16 protein-coding genes are annotated in these 19,268 nt (G+C 42.1%); 8 read left to right on the forward strand and 8 right to left on the reverse strand.

Annotated features, from left to right (window positions below; genetic code table 11):
- Window position 1: 1 nt before the first annotated feature.
- On the forward strand, window positions 2-3,142 hold the full coding sequence (locus CXF81_RS02180; RefSeq protein ID WP_101179688.1) for an efflux RND transporter permease subunit: 3,141 nt from the start codon (window positions 2-4) through the stop codon (window positions 3,140-3,142).
- Here the strand turns inward: CXF81_RS02180 and CXF81_RS02185 are convergent.
- The 6 genes from CXF81_RS02185 to CXF81_RS02205 all read right to left on the reverse strand — a co-directional run bounded on the left by CXF81_RS02185 (window position 3,108) and on the right by CXF81_RS02205 (window position 9,948).
- Window positions 3,108-3,299, reverse strand: coding sequence for a hypothetical protein (locus tag CXF81_RS02185; protein WP_198556295.1), 192 nt, complete (start codon window positions 3,297-3,299; stop codon window positions 3,108-3,110). The genes CXF81_RS02180 and CXF81_RS02185 overlap by 35 nt on opposite strands.
- Window positions 3,300-3,370: 71 nt before the next feature.
- Window positions 3,371-4,066, reverse strand: a complete 696-nt coding sequence (locus CXF81_RS02190) for an alpha/beta fold hydrolase (protein ID WP_101179690.1) — start codon at window positions 4,064-4,066, stop codon at window positions 3,371-3,373.
- The gene (locus CXF81_RS02195; RefSeq protein WP_101179692.1) at window positions 4,063-4,746 is read right to left on the reverse strand and encodes a polyketide cyclase; all 684 of its coding nucleotides are present in this window, start codon (window positions 4,744-4,746) and stop codon (window positions 4,063-4,065) included. The genes CXF81_RS02190 and CXF81_RS02195 overlap by 4 nt, the downstream gene beginning before the upstream one ends.
- Entirely contained in the window at window positions 4,743-4,877 is a 135-nt protein-coding gene (locus CXF81_RS20460; protein ID WP_255409400.1) for a hypothetical protein, read from the reverse strand. Before CXF81_RS20460 ends, CXF81_RS02195 begins: the two co-directional genes overlap by 4 nt.
- A gap of 457 nt (window positions 4,878-5,334) precedes the next feature.
- The gene (locus CXF81_RS02200) at window positions 5,335-7,686 is read right to left on the reverse strand and encodes a DNA polymerase II (protein WP_101179694.1); all 2,352 of its coding nucleotides are present in this window, start codon (window positions 7,684-7,686) and stop codon (window positions 5,335-5,337) included.
- A 57-nt stretch (window positions 7,687-7,743) separates the two neighbouring features.
- Complete coding sequence (locus tag CXF81_RS02205; protein ID WP_232771747.1) at window positions 7,744-9,948, reverse strand: EAL domain-containing protein; 2,205 nt, start codon at window positions 9,946-9,948, stop codon at window positions 7,744-7,746.
- Between the two features lie 549 nt (window positions 9,949-10,497).
- Between CXF81_RS02205 and CXF81_RS02210 the strand changes: the two genes are divergently transcribed.
- Window positions 10,498-10,941: a helix-turn-helix domain-containing protein gene (locus CXF81_RS02210; RefSeq protein WP_101179698.1), complete on the forward strand. Its 444-nt coding sequence runs from the start codon at window positions 10,498-10,500 to the stop codon at window positions 10,939-10,941.
- Here the strand turns inward: CXF81_RS02210 and CXF81_RS20580 are convergent.
- The gene (locus CXF81_RS20580; protein ID WP_101179700.1) at window positions 10,845-11,057 is read right to left on the reverse strand and encodes a DUF418 domain-containing protein; all 213 of its coding nucleotides are present in this window, start codon (window positions 11,055-11,057) and stop codon (window positions 10,845-10,847) included. The two genes, CXF81_RS02210 and CXF81_RS20580, sit on opposite strands and share 97 nt — an antisense overlap.
- Before the next feature lie 85 nt (window positions 11,058-11,142).
- Window positions 11,143-12,384 (reverse strand): cation:proton antiporter, encoded by a 1,242-nt coding sequence (locus tag CXF81_RS02220; RefSeq protein ID WP_101179702.1) that lies wholly within the window; start codon window positions 12,382-12,384, stop codon window positions 11,143-11,145.
- 488 nt (window positions 12,385-12,872) lie between these two features.
- Here CXF81_RS02220 and upp point away from each other — a divergent pair, with 488 nt between their 5' ends.
- From upp to CXF81_RS02250, 6 genes are all read left to right on the forward strand, one after another.
- A complete protein-coding gene (gene upp, locus CXF81_RS02225) occupies window positions 12,873-13,502 on the forward strand; it encodes a uracil phosphoribosyltransferase (RefSeq protein ID WP_101179704.1) in 630 nt (209 codons plus the stop codon).
- A 189-nt stretch (window positions 13,503-13,691) separates the two neighbouring features.
- Window positions 13,692-16,235, forward strand: coding sequence for a YdbH domain-containing protein (locus CXF81_RS02230; protein ID WP_232771748.1), 2,544 nt, complete (start codon window positions 13,692-13,694; stop codon window positions 16,233-16,235).
- 2 nt (window positions 16,236-16,237) lie between these two features.
- Window positions 16,238-16,417, forward strand: a complete 180-nt coding sequence (locus CXF81_RS02235; RefSeq protein ID WP_101179706.1) for a YnbE family lipoprotein — start codon at window positions 16,238-16,240, stop codon at window positions 16,415-16,417.
- A gap of 9 nt (window positions 16,418-16,426) precedes the next feature.
- Complete coding sequence (locus CXF81_RS02240; protein ID WP_101179708.1) at window positions 16,427-16,753, forward strand: YdbL family protein; 327 nt, start codon at window positions 16,427-16,429, stop codon at window positions 16,751-16,753.
- 148 nt (window positions 16,754-16,901) lie between these two features.
- Entirely contained in the window at window positions 16,902-18,278 is a 1,377-nt protein-coding gene (locus CXF81_RS02245) for a TolC family protein (RefSeq protein WP_101179710.1), read from the forward strand.
- Window positions 18,279-18,287: 9 nt separating this feature from the next.
- A complete protein-coding gene (locus CXF81_RS02250; protein WP_101179712.1) occupies window positions 18,288-19,262 on the forward strand; it encodes an HlyD family secretion protein in 975 nt (324 codons plus the stop codon).
- The last annotated feature ends 6 nt before the right edge of the window (window positions 19,263-19,268 follow it).

The raw sequence follows: 19,268 nt of genomic DNA on the forward strand, positions 1-19,268 counted from the left end.
TATGAATAGTCTTATTGACGGCGCTTTTAGTCGTTCACGCACCGTTGCGCTCTCGTTCATTATGATTTTGATTATGGGGACAAGTGCTTATTTTAGTATCCCCAAAGAGTCCGAACCCGATATCCCTATTCCGACTATTTACGTGTCGGTTAATTATGAGGGGATAGCGCCCGAAGATGCCGAACGTTTATTGCTAAAACCTTTAGAAAAGGAACTGCAGTCTTTGGAAGGACTCAAAGAGATGCGTGGCGTCGGCGCTGAAGGCTTTGCTTCAGTAACACTTGAATTTGATGCGGGTTTTAATCCGGACTTTGCCTTACAAGATGTGCGTGAAAAAGTCGACCTAGCGCGAGCTGAACTCCCACAAGGTACAGACGAACCGCGAGTGACCGAAGTCAATGTTGCTTTATTTCCGGTGTTAACGGTAGTTCTCTCTGGTGAATTGCCTGAAAGAACCTTGCTGGTTATTGCTCGCAGTCTACAAGACCAAATAGAAGGACTGTCGGGCGTACTAGAAGTCGACATTGGTGGCGAACGCGAAGAGCTTCTAGAAGTGATTATTGAGCCTAATAAGCTTGAAACTTACAACTTATCGTTAAACGATGTATTTAACTTTGTGACGCAGAACAACCGATTGGTTGCGGCCGGTGCGCTTGAGCAAAGTGCAGGACGCATGGTGTTTAAAGTACCAGGCGTTATCGAAGGCTTACGTGATTTACAAAGCTTACCAATTAAACGCGTGGGTAATACTATCGTGACCTTTGAAGATGTAGCGACCATTCGTCGTACCTTTAAAGACCCCAGCTCATTTGCCCGTATTCAAGGCGAAACTGCCCTAGCGCTTGAAGTATCAAAACGCACAGGCGCTAATATTATTGAGACCATCGCTGAAGTAAGAAACATCGTTGAACAAAACAAATTGTTTTGGCCCGACAGCATTAAAGTGGATTACTTACAGGATAAATCAGAGCAAATAAAAACCATGCTCGGCAACTTAGAGAACAATGTAATCACGGCCATTATTTTGGTCATGATTGTGATTGTCGCGGTACTTGGCGTTCGCCCTTCAATATTAGTTGGCTTGTCTATTCCTGGTTCATTTTTAGCCGGGATGTTAATTATAAGCGCCCTTGGTATGACACTTAACATCGTTGTGTTATTTAGCCTCATTTTAGTGGTCGGAATGCTAGTCGATGGCGCTATAGTCACGATAGAACTTGCCGACCGAAAAATGTCTGAAGGCGCTACCCCAAAGCAAGCCTTCGCTGCGGCTTCTAAACGCATGAGTTGGCCAATTATTGCTTCTACCGCCACTACCTTGGTGGTCTTTTTCCCCTTACTATTTTGGCCAGGTATAACAGGGGAGTTTATGAAACTCTTACCCATGACCGTTATTATTACCTTGGGCGCATCACTGTTTATGGCACTCATTTTTATTCCGGTACTAGGCGGGATTATTACTAGTGATAAAGTCGCAAAACACAAACAAGCTGAAGACACAGACGGCAATTTACAAGCCAGTGAAGACGGTGACCTGAAATCAATAAAAGGAGGAGTGGGTACTTACTTACGCAGTCTCGAACCCATTATAGATCATCCGAAGCGTATTCTTGCAGGCGTAGTATTGGCGTTGATACTGGCTTACGTAGCGTATTTCACTTTAGGCAAAGGCGTCGAGTTTTTCCCCACTATTGAGCCTGAGTTTATTCAAGTTCAAGTGCAAGCCCGTGGTGACTTATCGATTACTGAGCGCGATCTTTTAGTCGCACAAGTTGAACAAGATTTACTCACCAAAAACGGAATTAAGTCAGTGTATACACGCACTATGGGGGGCGGTGCACAAATCGAAGGCAATATGCCTGCAGACGTTATTGGGGTGATCCAATTAGAGCTCACCAACTGGCAAAAGCGCCCACCAGCGGTCGACATTATAAAACGGCTACGCAGCGAAGCCGGCAATATTCCGGGTATTAAGGTACAAATACGCGAACAAGAATCGGGACCGGCGGGCGGGAAACCTTTCGACATTGAAATTAGTGCTATTCAAAACGACAAATTAAACCAAGGTGTTGAACACATTCTTCAATTAATGCAAGAGGTGGGTAACTTTGTCGATGTTGAAGATAGCCGCTCGCTACCAAGCATTGAATGGAAGCTAATAGTAGATCGCGAAAAAGCCGCGCAATTTGACGCCGATGTTACTTTGCTAGGTAATGTAGTGACCATGATTACAAATGGTGTTCTGTTAGCAGAATACCGCCCTGACGACGCTGAAGAGGAACTTGAAATTAGGCTTAGGTTTCCCCAAAGCGAACGCAACTTGCAACAACTTAACGAATTACGCATACCCACAAGCGCAGGCAATGTGCCTATACGCAATTTCGTTACCTTTGAACCAGCGCAAAAAACTGGCAGAGTCAATCGCACTGATGGGCGCAGAGTAATGAGTATAAAAGCGGCTATTGAAGAGGGTGTATTGGCTGATCAACAAGTCACCTTAATGAAAAATGCACTTGCCGCTAATCCACTCCCCCAAGGCGTTATCCTGCGTTTTAAGGGCCAAGACGAAGATCTCCAAGAAACCATGTCTTTTTTAGGCACAGCCTTTATCATTGCAATATTTATGATGTTACTGATTTTGCTCACGCAATTTAACAGCTTTTATCAATCCTTTATTGTATTAAGTGCGATTGTTTTCTCCACCACAGGCGTATTTATTGGTCTGCTGCTAACAGGACAAGCATTTGGCGTAGTAATGAGCGGCATCGGCGTAATTGCGCTTGCTGGCATTGTGGTGAATAACAATATTGTTCTGATTGACACCTTCAATGATTTAAAAAGCAAAGGACTGGGCGCGAAGGACGCTATCCTGCGAACTTGCGCACAAAGAATGCGACCGGTATTACTCACTTCAGTAACAACTGTCTTGGGACTCATGCCCATGGTATTTGGACTAACCATCGATATTTTGGGACGTAATATATCAATAGGTGCGCCTTCTTCTCAATGGTGGACACAATTATCGAGCACTATTGCAGGTGGCTTGACCTTCGCTACATTGTTAACTTTATTCTTAACCCCTTGCATGCTGATGATTGGTGAGCAATTTACAAATTGGAGAGAGAATCAAAAAAGTGTTTAAGGCTTTTTATGGGGGCAGCCATGCCCATAGCAATACGAACTTCTTCTGTCGCAGAACCAATATGCGGCAAAAGCGTGACATTATCCAAAATACGCAATTGGTTAGGTCCGTCCAAGTAAACATCAAGACCCGCGCCTGCGATCAGATCGTTGTCCATGCGCTACTCGATGGCGTTGCAGACAGTTGGCGTGTCAACCTCACACAACAGAGTGAATAAATCATCAGGTACTAAGTGTTCAGCCATAATTTGATTTCTTTATTGGTTAGCTCGGATCGTTCCAACACTGGCAGATGGCCAGCTCCAGGAATAACTGCAAGGCGCGCCCCTGAAATGAGGTCACACATCATCACGTGCCTTTCGAGTGGGCAAAGAGCATCATATTCCCCACAAAGAATTAGCGTTGGCATATCAATTCTTCTTAAAGTATCGCACTGATCCCGTCGTTGCTGCAGGGCTCTAGATTGTTGCGTGAAAACATCCGCGCCCAATGCTTCGGCCATTTCCATACATAAAGTGAGCAAGTCGTCATTTTTCGAGCCATCGGCTAAGTAGTTTGGTAACATTTCGTCGCGCATTACTGAGCTCAAGCCGCCATTGCGAACACGCTCTATCTGCGCGTCGCGTTCCATTGCGCGGATCGCTGGCTCAGCCAAGGGGTTGGTGTCCATTAAAGCTAAGCGCGAAACACGTTCGGGTGCCTGACGGACAATTTCCATCGCGATAATACCACCCATCGATAGGCCAGCAAGCGCAAATCGGGGCGGCGCATGAGCGAGAATATCTTTGCACAGTTCTGCAAATGTCGATTGCCCAGTTAGCACTGGGACTATCACAGGATAATCTGCAGAAAATTCACTTACTTGCGAAGCAAATAATCGCGCGTCACACATCATTCCGGGCAAAAGAAGAAGTGGCTCGTTCATTCCTGTTCTCTTGTTTGCAGCAAGATTTGTTTCCAGATTGCGATATCATCAATCAGGGTTGTTTCTCGACGCAGACCCCATGGCCCAAACTCGGCATGGCTAACTCCCATAACATGGACTTCTGCGCCAGTGGGCGTTCCGTAACGGCCATAACCTTCATGCTTGCCTGTCAAAGACCAACGGATTGCGCTGCGCGGACTTAGCATTTGGTCATGACGACCAATTTGGTGCTCAATTTTGAAGGTCGCGGAGGGCAGTGCGCTGCGTAAACCAATATAAAATTCTTTAGCTGCAGAGGTACCATGTGCCTCAACACCGCAAGGTAATGTGTCGGCAATGGTACGAAAAGTAACAGGACGTCCGGTCGCCGGGCCAAAAGAACCGCCGCTGTGTGTTGCGGTTGAGACTATCCGATGAGACGATAAAAAACCTGACTGGTCATCACCACACCAAATCACATCTTCACCGAGTAATTGACGATCTGGAAACTCACTGAGCGCTGCCATCGTATTTGCTTTTCCGGCAGCATTGCCGTGGTTTATCCCTGCTGGAGTTCTTACAATAAGATTTTCACCATAATGCCAGTCAAGCGCGGCGATATCACGACCTTCCCAGATCTGAGCAGTGCACTTGAGGATGTAGTCCGGTAAGTCTGTAAAACGAGGGTTAAAGCCGTTCACAATGTCACCATTTTCGGATCCACAATACGGGTGTTTGCTTCATTACAAACCACAACATGGCTGCCAACGTCATCTTCTTTTGGCATTGATTTTTTTGATGACATTTTAAAGCCACTAAATTCGTATTTCATGTTTTTCTCTTCTATAACTTAGTTGCAAGAATGAGTTCAACTATTTATATTCTGATGCAAACCAATTAACTCAGATTGAGCAAAATCAGGCTGCCAGTCATTAAGCTAGCACTTGACTTCTTCAGCAGTTTTCGCACCATGATATTAAGTATATTGAAACAAATATAATTATGGTACATTTTGACTTCGAATGCAATAACACGTAAATCAAAAGAATGTATTCATTTATAGTATTGATATACATGAATAATATGCGTATTTCACACCTCAAAAACTTGAAGTGTTAATTGGGTTTTGAGGTAACTAAACCTTATTTATTATATGGTCTCACACCACCATATTTTGCTTAAACCGGCAGGCCCGACTCTGTTTTCATGTCGATGATCTAAGAAAAATTATTACCGGACGGTAGTTAACACTGCTGACACTCGCAGAAAAATACACTGCAAAGTCGCTTCTAAAACAAGTCCATCTGTTGGCTGGTGATGTCTTCGAAGGATAAACCTATAAAGGGTAAAATTCCCTCGGCTATGGGTTTGATCTGTTTATCTACGTAATGGTCATAATCTATTTTGCTGCTTAGGTATTCTATTGGTTGTGGGCCCTTGACAGTGATCACATAAGATATCCAACCTTTGTGTTGATATTTGAGTGTTTTACCGAATGCCTTATTTTGTTGATCGGCTAGCCTTGCTGCTTTAACGTGGGGCGGCACGTTTTTCACATAAAGATCCAATCTACGACGAATACGTTTGCGATAGACTAGCTGCTCGTTTAGCTTCCCTGAGCGAGTATCTGCGATGATCTGCAGCAGATAATCGTTAACATTCTGCCCTGCAAAAACCATTTTATATAACGTAAGCTGAAAACTTTTAGCCAGTTGTGTCCAATCTGAGCGAACCGTTTCCAAACCTTTAAATATGAGTTCGTCACCCTCTTTTGTGGTTTTTAATCCGGCATAACGTTTTTTGCTGCCTAGTTCTGACCCCCGAATAGTAGGCATTAAAAATTGGCTAAAATGGGTTTCAAACTCAATTTCTAACTCACACGATAATTGATGTTCCAGCTTGATGTTATCTTGCCATTTTTGATTTATCGTTAAGGCTAAGGATTGGCCAATCTGGTTCGCTTGTTGATTACTGTATTGCCCTTCCAACCACACAAAGGTAGAGTCGGTATCGCCATAAATCACTTGGTAACCCGCTTGTTCAATCCACTTCGCGGTGGTTTGCATGATGTCATGGCCACGCAGCGTGATTGAACTCGCTAAACGGGTGTCGTAAAACGGGCAACCACCTGAACCCAATACACCATAAAACGAATTCATCAAAATTTTTATCGCCTGACTACGAGCTGCATCTTGATTTTTTTTTGCGGCATCACGCTGCTCCCAGAGCGAGGTAATAATCTCTGGTAAGAAGTGTTTATCACGACTGAATTTGGCGCCGCGGTAACCTTCAATCGCCTCATCTGGGGATGTCAATCCTTCCACTAATCCGAGTGGGTCGATTTTAAAAGTGCGCATAATGGACGGATAAAGGCTCTTAAAATCCAGTACCAATACATGTTGGTATAAGCCAGGTTTGGAATTCATCACATACCCCCCAGGGCTGGCTAAACCGCCATCCTTTGGTCGGTTAGGTGCGATATATCCTGACCTATGAAGTTTAGGTAAATATAAATTGATAAAAGCCGCTACCGAGCCGCCCATTCTGTCTAACTCAAGGCCGGTTAACTGACTGCGTAAAGTAAGAAAATCTAGCACTTTAGTGTGTTCAAAAATAGCTAACACTAACTGGCAATCTTGCAGATTGTATTCTGCTAGTTTGATTTTGTTATGTTTAAAGTCGTGTACGATCTGGGCAAGCCTGTCGTCGACGTCTTCGGTCTTCTTACCTTTACCTAATAACGTTTGAGCAACATTTTCTAAGCTAAAACTGTCAAACTGATAAGTAGCCGTTTTTAGCGCATCTATGCCATCCACAACCACTCGACCAGGCATAGATACAAAACCCTGATTAACTTCATTTCTAGCATCTCGCCATAAAATGGGCTGACTATCCCGCCCCAACGACAATTCAACTTTATGCAACGCGGCGCGTTTAATCAGCAATCGAAAATCAAAATTAACCACGTTCCACCCAACAATAATATCGGGATCGATTTTGCTCACCTGTTGAACAAACTGCTGCAGCAGGGTTTTTTCATTATCTAACCACTGGATCCAAGCATGGGCTGCTTGTGCTTCCCCAATCATCAATACACACTTGTAGGTATCGCTGGCGAGGCCAATTGAGAATAGTTCTCCACGTTCACTGCATTCGATATCAATTGACAACAGACTAAACTTTGGCACAAATTGACTGGGTTTGCATTGCATATCAGTCAACTCTGCTGGTTTGCCTGGGACTTGTTTGCCTGTAAAAGCCGCGCTGCCATAAATAAATCGCTCCATCAAATAACGTTCAGTTAATCGTATATCATCCTCGAAACAACTAATTTGATTCTGCTTAAGCAGTGTTTTTGCTCTGTAAAGTGAATTGTTTTTATCAAAGTACAAACCACCCACAGCTCGATGTTCAAACGTTTTTAAAGATAAGGGATTATAGCTATGTTCAATTCCACTTTTACGTAGAAGCAGCGTCGCTTTCACGTGGTCACGCTGATGAATAAAAAACAGCCCTTGTTGTTTATTTGAGAGTGCCTTTAGCACACCATTTTCAGTAATAAACCAACATTCAATATAGGTCTTACCGTGGTGTTCTATGTTGCGAGCTGTAAGAATAAATCCCTCTAAGGAGACCTGCATATATAAGGTTCTATCAGGTTAAGTGGGAACTAAATAGCATCCACAGTATGTTCGTCTTTAAAAAATTTGATTAACTAAATCTTTCAGTGGTTTTGGTTTCCCGAGGCCATATCCCTGACCACAATTTACGCCAAGTAGAATGAGTCTGTCTTTGATTTCATCATTTTCAACAAACTCTGCAATAGTCTGCATTCCCATGACTTGTCCAATTTCGTTAATCGATTTGACCATTGCATAGTCAATAGGATCATCCACAATACCCTTGACGAACATGCCGTCAATTTTCAAATAATCTACTGGTAAGTTTTTCAGATATCCAAAGGACGATATACCACTACCAAAATCATCCAAAGCAAAGCGAAAACCAGACTCTTTTAAGGTTTTAATAAAAGCAATGGCCAAGTCCAGATTTGAAATGGCGACTGTTTCAGTGATTTCAAAACATACCATGCTGGGCGACACTCCAGTTTCTTCAAAAACGCGTAATATAGATTGCAGAAAAGATCGATTAGTTAATGATGGTCCCGATAAATTGATGGTCACAAAATCAATCTGTGTGAAAAACTGAGAATGCTCAGCTAGAAATACACAGGCGTATCTAACAACCCATTCATCTAATTTTTCGATAAGGTTATATCGCTCTGCTGCCGGCAAAAATGCGCCTGGAAGAATAATTTCTCCCTGTTCATCTAACATTCTTATCAATAACTCATAGTGTCTGTGGTTACTGCCATCGAGTGGAACAATAGGTTGCGCATAAAGGCAAAAACGGTCCTCAGCTAAGGCTTGATTAATTCGCCCAACCCAATTTATATCACGATGCCGAACTGCCAGTTCTGCACCGTCAATATGGTAAGCATGAATACGATTGCGGCCCATATCTTTCGCGACATAGCAGGCAGCATCTGCTTGCCGAAATAATTCCGTAAAATCAGTACTTGTTTTGGTAATTGCAACAAGACCTATGCTGACGCCTATTCGAAACACCTTATCCTCCCAGCGAAACTGATAGTCAGTGACAGCCTGAAGAATTTCATCAGCAACTTCGTGAGCTTCGTCGAGCGTACAATGCTCCATTAAAACACCAAATTCGTCGCCGCCAAGCCGCGCTAGCGTGTAGCGTTTGCTGATGGTGCATCTCAATAGCTGTCCAAGTTTATGCAGTAATGCATCTCCTGCAACGTGACCAGAGGTATCATTGACGACCTTGAATTGGTCTAAATCCATGAAACACATGGCATGGCAATCATCGCTATCCTGAATATCAGCCAGTAAGTGACTTACCCGTTTCTCAAATTCGTAACGATTAACTAAGCCGGTTAAACGGTCATGGATAGCCTGATAGCTGAGCTCATCCAGTGCAGTTTTTTGCACCGAAATATCTCTTAAGAGCCCCTCAATACCTAAAACACCGCCGTCATCCCCTTTCACTAACTGCGCTGTTGCGGAGCCCCACCATTGTGAACCATCTTTGCGGCGTAATTGAGCTTCAAAATTCTTAATAAATCCATTTTTCAGAATTTTCGCAAGAAATAATTCTCTATCTTTGGGCTCGACATAAATTTCCTCTGCTAAGCTAATCCCTATTGCTTCGTCTACGCTATAACCTGCAACAGAGAATACTGAGGGTGAAACATAAGTGATTTCCCCCTTTAACGTTGTTTTAAACAAAATATCGGGAATGTTCTCTACAAGGCTCCGATATCTTGCTTCACTTTCTAAGAGCGCTGCTTCCGCTATAGAGCGTTTTTGGGCTTCAACTGCATGGGACACAAGGTCTGCTAGCGAACTGATATAGGTTATTTCCTGGGAACTCCAAGTCCGAAATTTACCTATATGCTCCAAACATATAACGCCTATTGTCTGGCCTCCAAAACGAATTGGAGCGTCTAGCATTGATTCAATCCCAAGTCGGCTCAAGTAGTCTTTAGAAAACTCAATTGTGCGTGAGTCGCTATGCGCCTCGTGTGCATCTATGAAGCGTTCTTCGGCCATGGCGGTAAAATAGGCAGGGAATTGAACTTTTGAAAGCTCGTCACCCTTTGAATGATGATCCGGTGTTTGCTCATAAAGGTCCACGCTTTTAATACTTGAACGATCCTGTGAATACATCCAAATACTTGCTCGTTCGACATTCAAGGTATGCGATGCAGCTTCTGTGATCTCTTGAAAAGAATCCATGGAGTTGCCACTGTAAAGGGCTTTCCCTTTTACTAGATTTAAAAGCGACTCACTAAATACTTCGAATTGATTACCCGACATTGCCACCTCATCCATAAAACAATTTAAGAACCACAAAACGCGTATGCGCACCTGTTAATTTGGTTATAAAACTTTTTTGACCAAATCCTACAATTGGAGCGTGTGATTGAAACTGTTGGCTTCAATCTAGATAACACCAGAGATGTCCTGAGCTATCAGTGTCATTGCTCTTATTATCAACATTAAATAAGCTACCATAGAAAGAGTAAACTCTAAACATGATCTGAGCAAGAAGCTCTGCCCCCTTGAATTTTATTTGATTGGCATTCTATTTAGCGAGCCCACATAGAGGCTTTCAGTCCTTAAATAGACTATGCTTTGTTCGTTCAGGTCAGTGCTGTTAGTTTACGAATAGAGCCAAACCATTCGACAGAAGACATCGAGCTTATGGGTCTACGTATATTGTGCCGACAAATATGTCTTGTTTTATGAATAGGATAAAATATAGGTCATTGAATTTATTAAACTGTCGGGCTTTTGTCATGTATAAGTCGCTACCGACAAGAAAAGTTTAATTTATACTTACCTTAACTATAACAGGAAAGAGATATGCAAGTGAAAATATTAAGGTTACATAAAAGTTGGTCCCAAGAGCAACTCGCGCAATTAAGTGGACTAAATGTTCGTACTATTCAGCGTATTGAAAAAGGCGAAAGTGTCGGCTTCGAAACCCTAAAATCTTTGGCCGCCGTGTTTGAAATAGACGTGAATGATTTAAAAAGCCAGAACAATGATAAACATGATTTACCGAATATACAGGAAGAGATGACAATACCACCCGACCTCGAGGAGCAAAAAAGCCTAGCTAAAGAAAAGGTGCAATCCATAAAATATTTTTACATTACATTAGCGGTATCTCTCGGACTTTTTATCTTTATATTTTTGCCAAATTATAATCAGGGTGAAAATCTTGAGCCGCTTATTGTGTTGGCTATCGCATTCGCTCTAAGACTACTTTTATTGCCGCTAGCTTTCCTAAGCGGCTGTATTTGAGCAAAAGTACAGCATCGCCAGATCCACTCTAGTGGGCCGTATCGAAAGCACGTTAGCCTTAGTTCTGATTTAACTGCAAAAAAAGACATTGCATATGTTACAAGTGACGAAAACATGCACACTATTCCTGAACTATACAATTAAGCTATATGCAGCTTAAAATTTTGTATGGTTCATATCTGCTGATGATCCTATACCTCATTAACTCTCAAATTTTAAATTTTTCTTATGCCAGTGGATGCAAAGTGGTACGGATAGATTAAGTAAAAAGGCAACTAGTATAAGCGTGTAAAAGACCTCTATCGATATAATGTTATGCTGCACGTAAGCGATATCGAGCACGACAAATGCCAATTCGGCGCGACCTAACATACCAAAACCTATCATCCAACTCGATGGCCAATCAAAGTCGCCCGTATAGCGTGCAGCTAGTGCTGCCGATAAAACCTGACCAACAAACAAACCGATGAATAAGATGATGACGTAAGGTAGGACAGAGATGAATAGGGTAGCGTCAAAAATCAGTTTAGTGCCTAATGCGACAAAAAACACAGGACCTATCCAAGAAAACGCGACGTTGTCAATGACTTCGCGCGCATGCTTGTAGTGATCGCGTTCATCGTTTTGATTAAAATCAAAATATTCCTTTTTTATAATAAGACCGGCCATATATGCGCCTACAGCTGGATGAAAGCCAAACTCATGAGCAAGTAAGCTGACCAACACCGCAATCAACAATAGAGCGAGTACAGTGTATTCACCCTTAGCCATGGATAACACCGAACATAAATTAAGTTGACCTAAAAACGGAATTTTGGCAGCGAGGCCATTGCTCGCAGGAAACAACCAAGCACCCATAAAAGTAACAATAACGAAAAATGCAGTTGCCTTACCGAAAACCAACAGTATTCCGAAACTCGAAACGCCTGTTTTACCAATGGCAGTTGGCACCAAGATAGCAACTAATGCAAGTGACGCAATATCGTCAAGCACTGCTGACGTCATAATGCCAGTAGCAGCAGGCGTATTGTTCAGCCCCTCGCTTTTAAGAGAAACCATGGTTAGAGACACAGCAGTTGCAGTCATTGCTAAACCAACAAATAAAGAGGTGTTAGTATCGCGCCAAACGATATCTGCAAACAAATATCCAATAGAAAATGGGGCCAATGCGCCGAAAAGGGCAATTCCCCAACTGCGTTTTATACCTTTTATAAAGTGGCTGGTGTTTTCTTCAAAGCCCAATGCAAACATAATAATGATAATGCCTAATTCAGCAAAATCGACAATAAAAACGGGCATAACTTGAGGTAATATACCGACATTGACTAACAAAGCACCGCAGGATAAGTACCACAGAACTGGCGTTAAACGTGTTTTATGAGCGAGATAAGAAGCAGCAAAAACTGACGTCCAAATAATAGCCAATAATGCAATGTCATGCATGCAAGGTTCTCCGAGCAAACTTTTACTCTACATGCACTGCTATATTTATTATTGATGTCGATCACGTAATTCGCTTTTTACGTCAGATTGATACCAAAAGCGAAGGTAGGGTTAAATCGCGGGTTAAATCGCCACACCTCATTTAAGACAACGAAGTAACGAATACCGATGTAAGCATATTGGTCATGTTCTCGGGTGTAACTAAAGCTCTCAACTTACATTGCAAATCGAGTTAGGTAGTTTCCACAACTCACTAGGTACAACAATGAAGAGTATCCATCGGGAATATGGGTGAAAATCCTAATAGTTGTAAGAAAAAAGCGCTGCGCCTAGGCGCTTAAATAATCGATATAAATAATTGAGATGATTAATTCATATTTTGAGATAACATACATCTTCATATCAGTAGAAATCATGGTGTTTGTTTCGGTGATTTTTTACCAGTATCCTTATCAACATCAAATACCTGTTTTAGTAAAGGGATTACCATGTCAGTCTATGAAATAAAACACCCGCTCATTCAACATAAAATTGGTTTGATGCGCGCTTATGGTGTCAGTAGTAAAGATTTTAGAGAACTCGCGAGTGAAGTCGCTAACTTGCTCACATATGAGGCTACGCGTGAGCTACAAGTCGAAGATATCGAGATTAAAGGGTGGGCAGGTGAGTCTATTTCGGTCAACCAAATTAAAGGTAAAAAAATAACAGTAGTGCCTATTTTACGGGCGGGTTTAGGCATGCTGGATGGTGTTTTGAGCTTGGTTCCTAATGCCAAAATTAGTGTGGTAGGCGTATATCGAGATGAGGAAACGCTGCAGCCGGTGGCTTATTTCGACAAAGTAGTTAGTGATATTGACTCACGCATTGCTTTGATTGTGGACCCAATGTTGGCCACCGGTGGCACCTTAATCGCGACAATTGATTTACTTAAAAGCAAAGGTTGTAAGCATATTTTGGGTTTATTTTTGGTAGCAGCCCCAGAGGGTATAGAAGCCGTTATCAAAGCACATTCTGATGTTGATATATATGTTGCCGCTATTGACGAGCGACTGAATGACCAGGGCTATATTTTGCCTGGATTGGGTGACGCTGGTGATAAAATTTTTGGTACGCGCTAATTCACAAACCACACAAGAAAAGGCTATTTGCCACCGGCAAGATTGACGCTGCAGTGTCTGCTTACAGTCAAAAAGTCGCGATAGTCGTGTGATACTCAGATATAGCTTTACATGATATTATCTTTAAATGAATTAACTCGGGTGACATTTTATTTTTAAACGGGATTTAATCTGAATACGTCCTTACAAATGCGTTGGCTTAGGGGAGGGGTAATAGCACTGCTAAGTATTGCTGTTTTGGTACTCGTGACCCTGCTGAGCGGCTATGTGTTTAGAGTATCACTCGCCAAGTGGATAATTGCAGACTACTTGCCAAAAGATGCGCAAGTTACCTGCCTTAAATTTGATATAGGTTTGTCGCCCACGCTGTCTATCAATGAGCTGTGCCTCAATACTCAGTCTGTCGATATTGAAATGCATCAAGCCAACTGGTTTTTAGATAACTGGCGACGTAAAGAGAGTCGCTTGAATATCGGTAAACTGCGGATTAATCATAAAAATACCGACATTCAAGTAGGCGCTGCCCCAGTTTCGCTGGAACTGCCCAATATCGCTTTGCCTGCTAACCTGCCTCGGATTACCATTAAGTCGATTAACCTTCAGTCATATTTTTTGCAGCAGCCATTGGAGTTTGCTTTAGAACAAAGTTCAGCGTCGAATTTTATGCTGTCAGGCGATGTTAACGCAACTGCAGACTACCTTGATGGCACACTGCAGGGAACGATAAACTGGACACCGAGCCGAGTCATCAAGCAAAGCCAACTGTTGCAGGAAAAAACACAAATTTTGCACCAACGCCTGAACTGGCAGGCTTTGATTAATACCAAGATAGAAAGCCAATTTGCGATGGCGGGAAAGCGTATTGAAACGTCACATAGTTTGCACATTAAACCGCAAATTAAACTCGAAAGTTGTCCCATTAGCATTGAGGCTAAAGGTAAACTGCTAATTGATCTGACATTGCCTCATCTTGAGGCACGCGTTGATGCCAGTAACTTTCCAATATCAGCAGATCTGGCAGAATGCCAGCTTATACCAGCGCAGCTAAAGGGCCTTAAAATAGGCAATGCACTTTTAACCGCAACACAGCCCCTCATTATAAAAGGGAATGCTTTATTAACCAACAGCGTCGAATTATTCCTGCCTGAATTTCAGCTAAATCCGGTAGTGAAACTATCAGCTATTGAACTCGGATTTGATCAAAGTTTATCATTGGATTACGCATTCGATCTGGCCTCGAGTTTGGTTGATCTGCGAAATGATAAGCTGGCGTTAAACGGTGAAGTAGCGCTCACCTCAAATGGGAAAGTGACCAGAAACGATAATAAAGGGACTATGATATCTGGAACAGCAGAAATGGAGGTTAGTGCGCCAGCTACTCGGTGGGCCATTGCAGATCGGCTGACGAACTCATTTAACTATCGAGTCTCGTTTTCAAATACTGATCAGCTCGACTTGTCGCTGTCTGGTCTGCAACATATAAGCGGCATTGAAAGCACATCAAAATTGGGCCCTACAATCCAGCTCAGTGAGATAACGACCGATTGGCAGATGTCACATTCGGCTGCTAAAACGTGGCAAATTAAACTAGTCAACAAGATCCCGGATGTAATTGTTGCGCAGACAAAGCTGGTTAACCTTATCAATACCAGTGATGTTGTTATCACAGCGGACAGTGGGCTGCAGTTAATTGGGCGATCTACACTGGAGGGTATTAGCTACAACGATAAAAAACTCAATAAGCTAACTTTTGAGCATGAGTTAAGCGCCAATCTGCCGACCATGGGAATGTTGGGTAAGCATAACCTTCAGTTGGGATCTGGTTTAAGTATGCAGATTATTCATACAGAAAAAGACGTCAAGGTGCAGATGGCGGAGCAGCAAATTAAGTCCTTACAAAAGCTAGTTAATCAATTCAATAGCAAAGTACAGTTATTGGCAGGTACCTTCAGCAGTGAAGTTTCAGGCACGTTTTCATCTTCAAATTATTCTGGCTCGTTGAAATTGACGGATAACAGTTTAACATATGATGATTTTGAGGTGCTTTTCCTGCAATTAAATGAAGGTTTCAGTTTCAATTCAGCTGGGCTTCAGCTAACTCGTGGCAAAATTAACATAGAGGAAATTAATGTTGGTGTGCCAATCAGTAAAGTTACATTGCTTGTGAATATTGTTGATAACGTAGCGAAACTTGAATCGGCTGAAGGTGAACTTATTGGTGGCACTTTTAAAGTCACCGACCTATGGCTTGATGGCAGAAAGCAGCGCACTAATATCAGCGTAAGCGGCGTAGACTTAGCCGATATAGCGGCGCTGCAAAAGCAGCAAGGCATAAAGGTGACTGGAGAAATGTCCGGCATATTACCTTTTCAGTTTGGCTATGAGGAGGGAATTATTCAACATGGCATGCTTACCAGCGATGGCCCGGGGAAACTGACAATACAGGATAATGCGGCCTTTGATTTAATTAAAAGTCAGCAGAAAGAGCTATCATTTTTGCAAAACGTTGAGTATCGCCAACTATCCAGCAAAGTCGAATTAGCTTCTGATGGCTGGTTGGATTTAGAACTCTCCATCGCCGGACGTAATCCGGATAAGGAGCAAGAAGTGATATTTAATTATGGTCATAAAGAAAATATATTTACCTTGTTAAAATCCCTTAGAATAACCAGCTCAATACAAGACTCTATTGAAAAACGAATTGAAAAACGCTACTTGGAAAAAGGAAAATAAACGTGAGAATCTTAGCCATAACCTGCGGTTTTGTGCTCTTAAGTGCATGTACTCATACGGTACAGCTTGAAACAAAAGAGCCCATCACTATCAATATTAATGTCAAAATAGATCACGAAATCCGGGTCAAAGTTGACAAGGAACTGGATGATATTTTCAGTGACGACAGCGAATTATTTTAGGAGTAAAACATGAAAACGATAACAATTTTAAAAACGCTACTGCTTGCCGCCATTCTATTTAGCGCTGCCGCTTTTGCAATTGAGCTTGATTCTGCAAAAGCAACGGGCTTAGTAGGTGAACAGGAGAATGGTTACCTAGGAGCGGTTGTTATGAGCACTGAAGTCATGACATTAATTACTGATATCAACGCAAAACGTAAAGCCAAATATCAGGAACTGGCGACTAAAAACAGCATTACCTTGAGACAGGTAGAATCACTCGCTGCTAAAAAAGCGTATGATAAAACTGAGGCTGGCCATTATCTGCGCAGTAATGGACAGTGGATCAAGAAATGATATAAGCGGTCCGCCATAAAAATTGATATGAGTCAATACTGGGGTTGTTAAGCCTCTGAATTTCTTATTATATTTGTTTTACCTACAAGGTGAAGTTGCATTACGTGATATTATGGAATTGATAAATATTTAGGAGAATGCGCGAAACATGAAACTGAAGATTTCACTCTTATTTTTCGGACTATTTTTTTGGTTATTTTTGGTAAATATGCCAAGCGCTCACTCTGCTGAAGCACAGGCAAGTCACCTTTCATTTTCAGACGCTTGGAAGTTACTTCAGAAAAGTAATAATTCTTTGGCTGCTCAGTCCGCTAATGTTGACCGTTACAGGTATCTACAACAAGCTAAAAATGATCTGAACCTACCTTCAGTTTCATTAGGTGTTAATTACACTCGCCTAAACGATGATATAACGTTGTTAGGCAGTCAAATTTCAGAGAGTCTTGCCGGGCTTACCTCAACGATTGAAGATAAAGATGTGTATTCTTCATCTGTGCGTGTCATTTGGCCCATTTATACGGGCGGTAAAATAACAGCAGCTCAAAATGCGGCAAAAGGGCAATTCGATGAAGCGCAAGGTCAACTTGGTATGGAGACCCATGTTCGATTCGAGGAACTTAGTCAATATTATTTCTCAGTTCTATTGGCTCAAGACGTACTAAAAACCAGAAAAAATGTTGAAATAGGCCTTAAACAGCATCTTGATTTTGCCATAAAACTCGAAGAACAGGGGCAGGTCGCCCGAATCGAGCGTTTACAAGCAGAAGCCTCTTTGGATAAAGCGCATGTCGATTACAAGAAAGCGCAAAAAGATTTAGATATTACGTCATCAGCGCTAACTCAAATCTTAAATCAGGAAGCGGTTGTCCTGCCCAAAGACACACTTTTTATCAATAGTACTATTCCATCAATGCATCGCTTTATCGAGAAAACACTTAACACTTATCCTGGTTTACATATCCTTGACTCTAAAAAGACACAAGCGAGCAGTTTAATCGCAGCTGAAAAAAGTAAATACTATCCTGATGTGTTTTTATACGGTGATTATAATGTTTATGAAGAAGACTCATTAACCAGCGAGCTGAAGCCTGATTGGTTTATAGGAATAGGTGTAAAGGTCACGTTATTTGATAATTCGGGTCGCTCTGATAACGTCAAGGCAGCGCACAGCGCGGTGTATCAAGTTCAATATTTAAAAGCACAAGCTAAACAAGACTTGAAAGTGTTAGTTAAAAAAACCTACCTTGAGGCGCAACAAGCGATTGAAGAAGTTATTGGGCTTGATTCCAGTTTAGCGTTAGCAAAAGAAAACCTAGTTTTGCGCAAAAAAGGATTTACCCAAGGACTGTCTAATTCACTTGATGTTGTTGATGCTGAGCTATACCTATCGAGTATCCAAACCCAACAATCTGTTGCTCGATTTCAATATATAAGCTCATTGACCAAACTGCTTGCATTAAGTGGTGAAATGAATACGTTTACGCATTATCAAAATACAGCCTTATCAACAGACATTCAGGAATAGAAGGACACTATGAAAAAGATAAAACTTGGCGTAATGGTATTGGCAGTCGTGTTATTAATCGGCTGGTTATGTTTTCGTTTCTATCAAGCGTATCAACCTCAGCCTGTCCGCCTTCAAGGTCAAATTCAAGCTCAACAATATAGTATTTCCTCCAAAGTATCGGGTCGGATTGACCAAGTGTTGGTGCGAAAAGGGGATATAGTAAACAAGTCACAATTGATATTTACATTATTTAGCCCTGAAATTACAGCGAAACTTGATCAAGCCATTGCTGGACAAAAAGCCGCTGGCGCCATGGCGAAAGAAGCAGAAAAAGGTGCCAGAACACAACAAATTCAGGCATCAAAAGACCAATGGTTAACAGCAAAAGCAGATGCACAATTAATGGAAAAAACCTACCAACGTATTAATAATTTATACAATGATGGTGTTGTTGCCGAACAAAAAAGAGATGAGGCCAATACGCAGCAACAGGCAGCAAAATATACCGAGAATGCGGCATTTCAAATGTACCAATTAATGCAAGAAGGCGTGCGTGAAGAAACCAAAGTGGCAGCCCAACAGAAAGAGATAATGGCCGCAGGCGTTGTAGCAGAAGTGCAAGCTTCTGCAGCGGATACAAAAATAACCAGTTGGTTTAACGGTGAAGTTTCGCAGGTCTTACTGAACAGCGGAGAACTCGCGCCGCAAGGATTTCCAGTTGTCACTGTAATCGATACAAAAGACGCTTGGGCGGTGTTGAATGTGCGAGAAGATTTACTAAACAACTTTGAAAAAGGAATGCGTTTTACCGCTTATCTCCCTGCTTTAGATAAGCGTATCGTTTTTGAAGTGTCGCACATCGCCGTAATGGGCGATTTTGCTACATGGCGCTCTACAGACGCGACACAAGGTTTTGATTTACGTACCTTTGAAGTTGAAGCCAGGCCGGTTGAGTCAATTGAGAATTTACGCATGGGTATGAGTGTGGTGGTAGAACTCTAAGTTAAT

Source organism: Glaciecola sp. 33A (genome assembly GCF_002836745.1).
Taxonomy (GTDB): domain Bacteria; phylum Pseudomonadota; class Gammaproteobacteria; order Enterobacterales; family Alteromonadaceae; genus Glaciecola.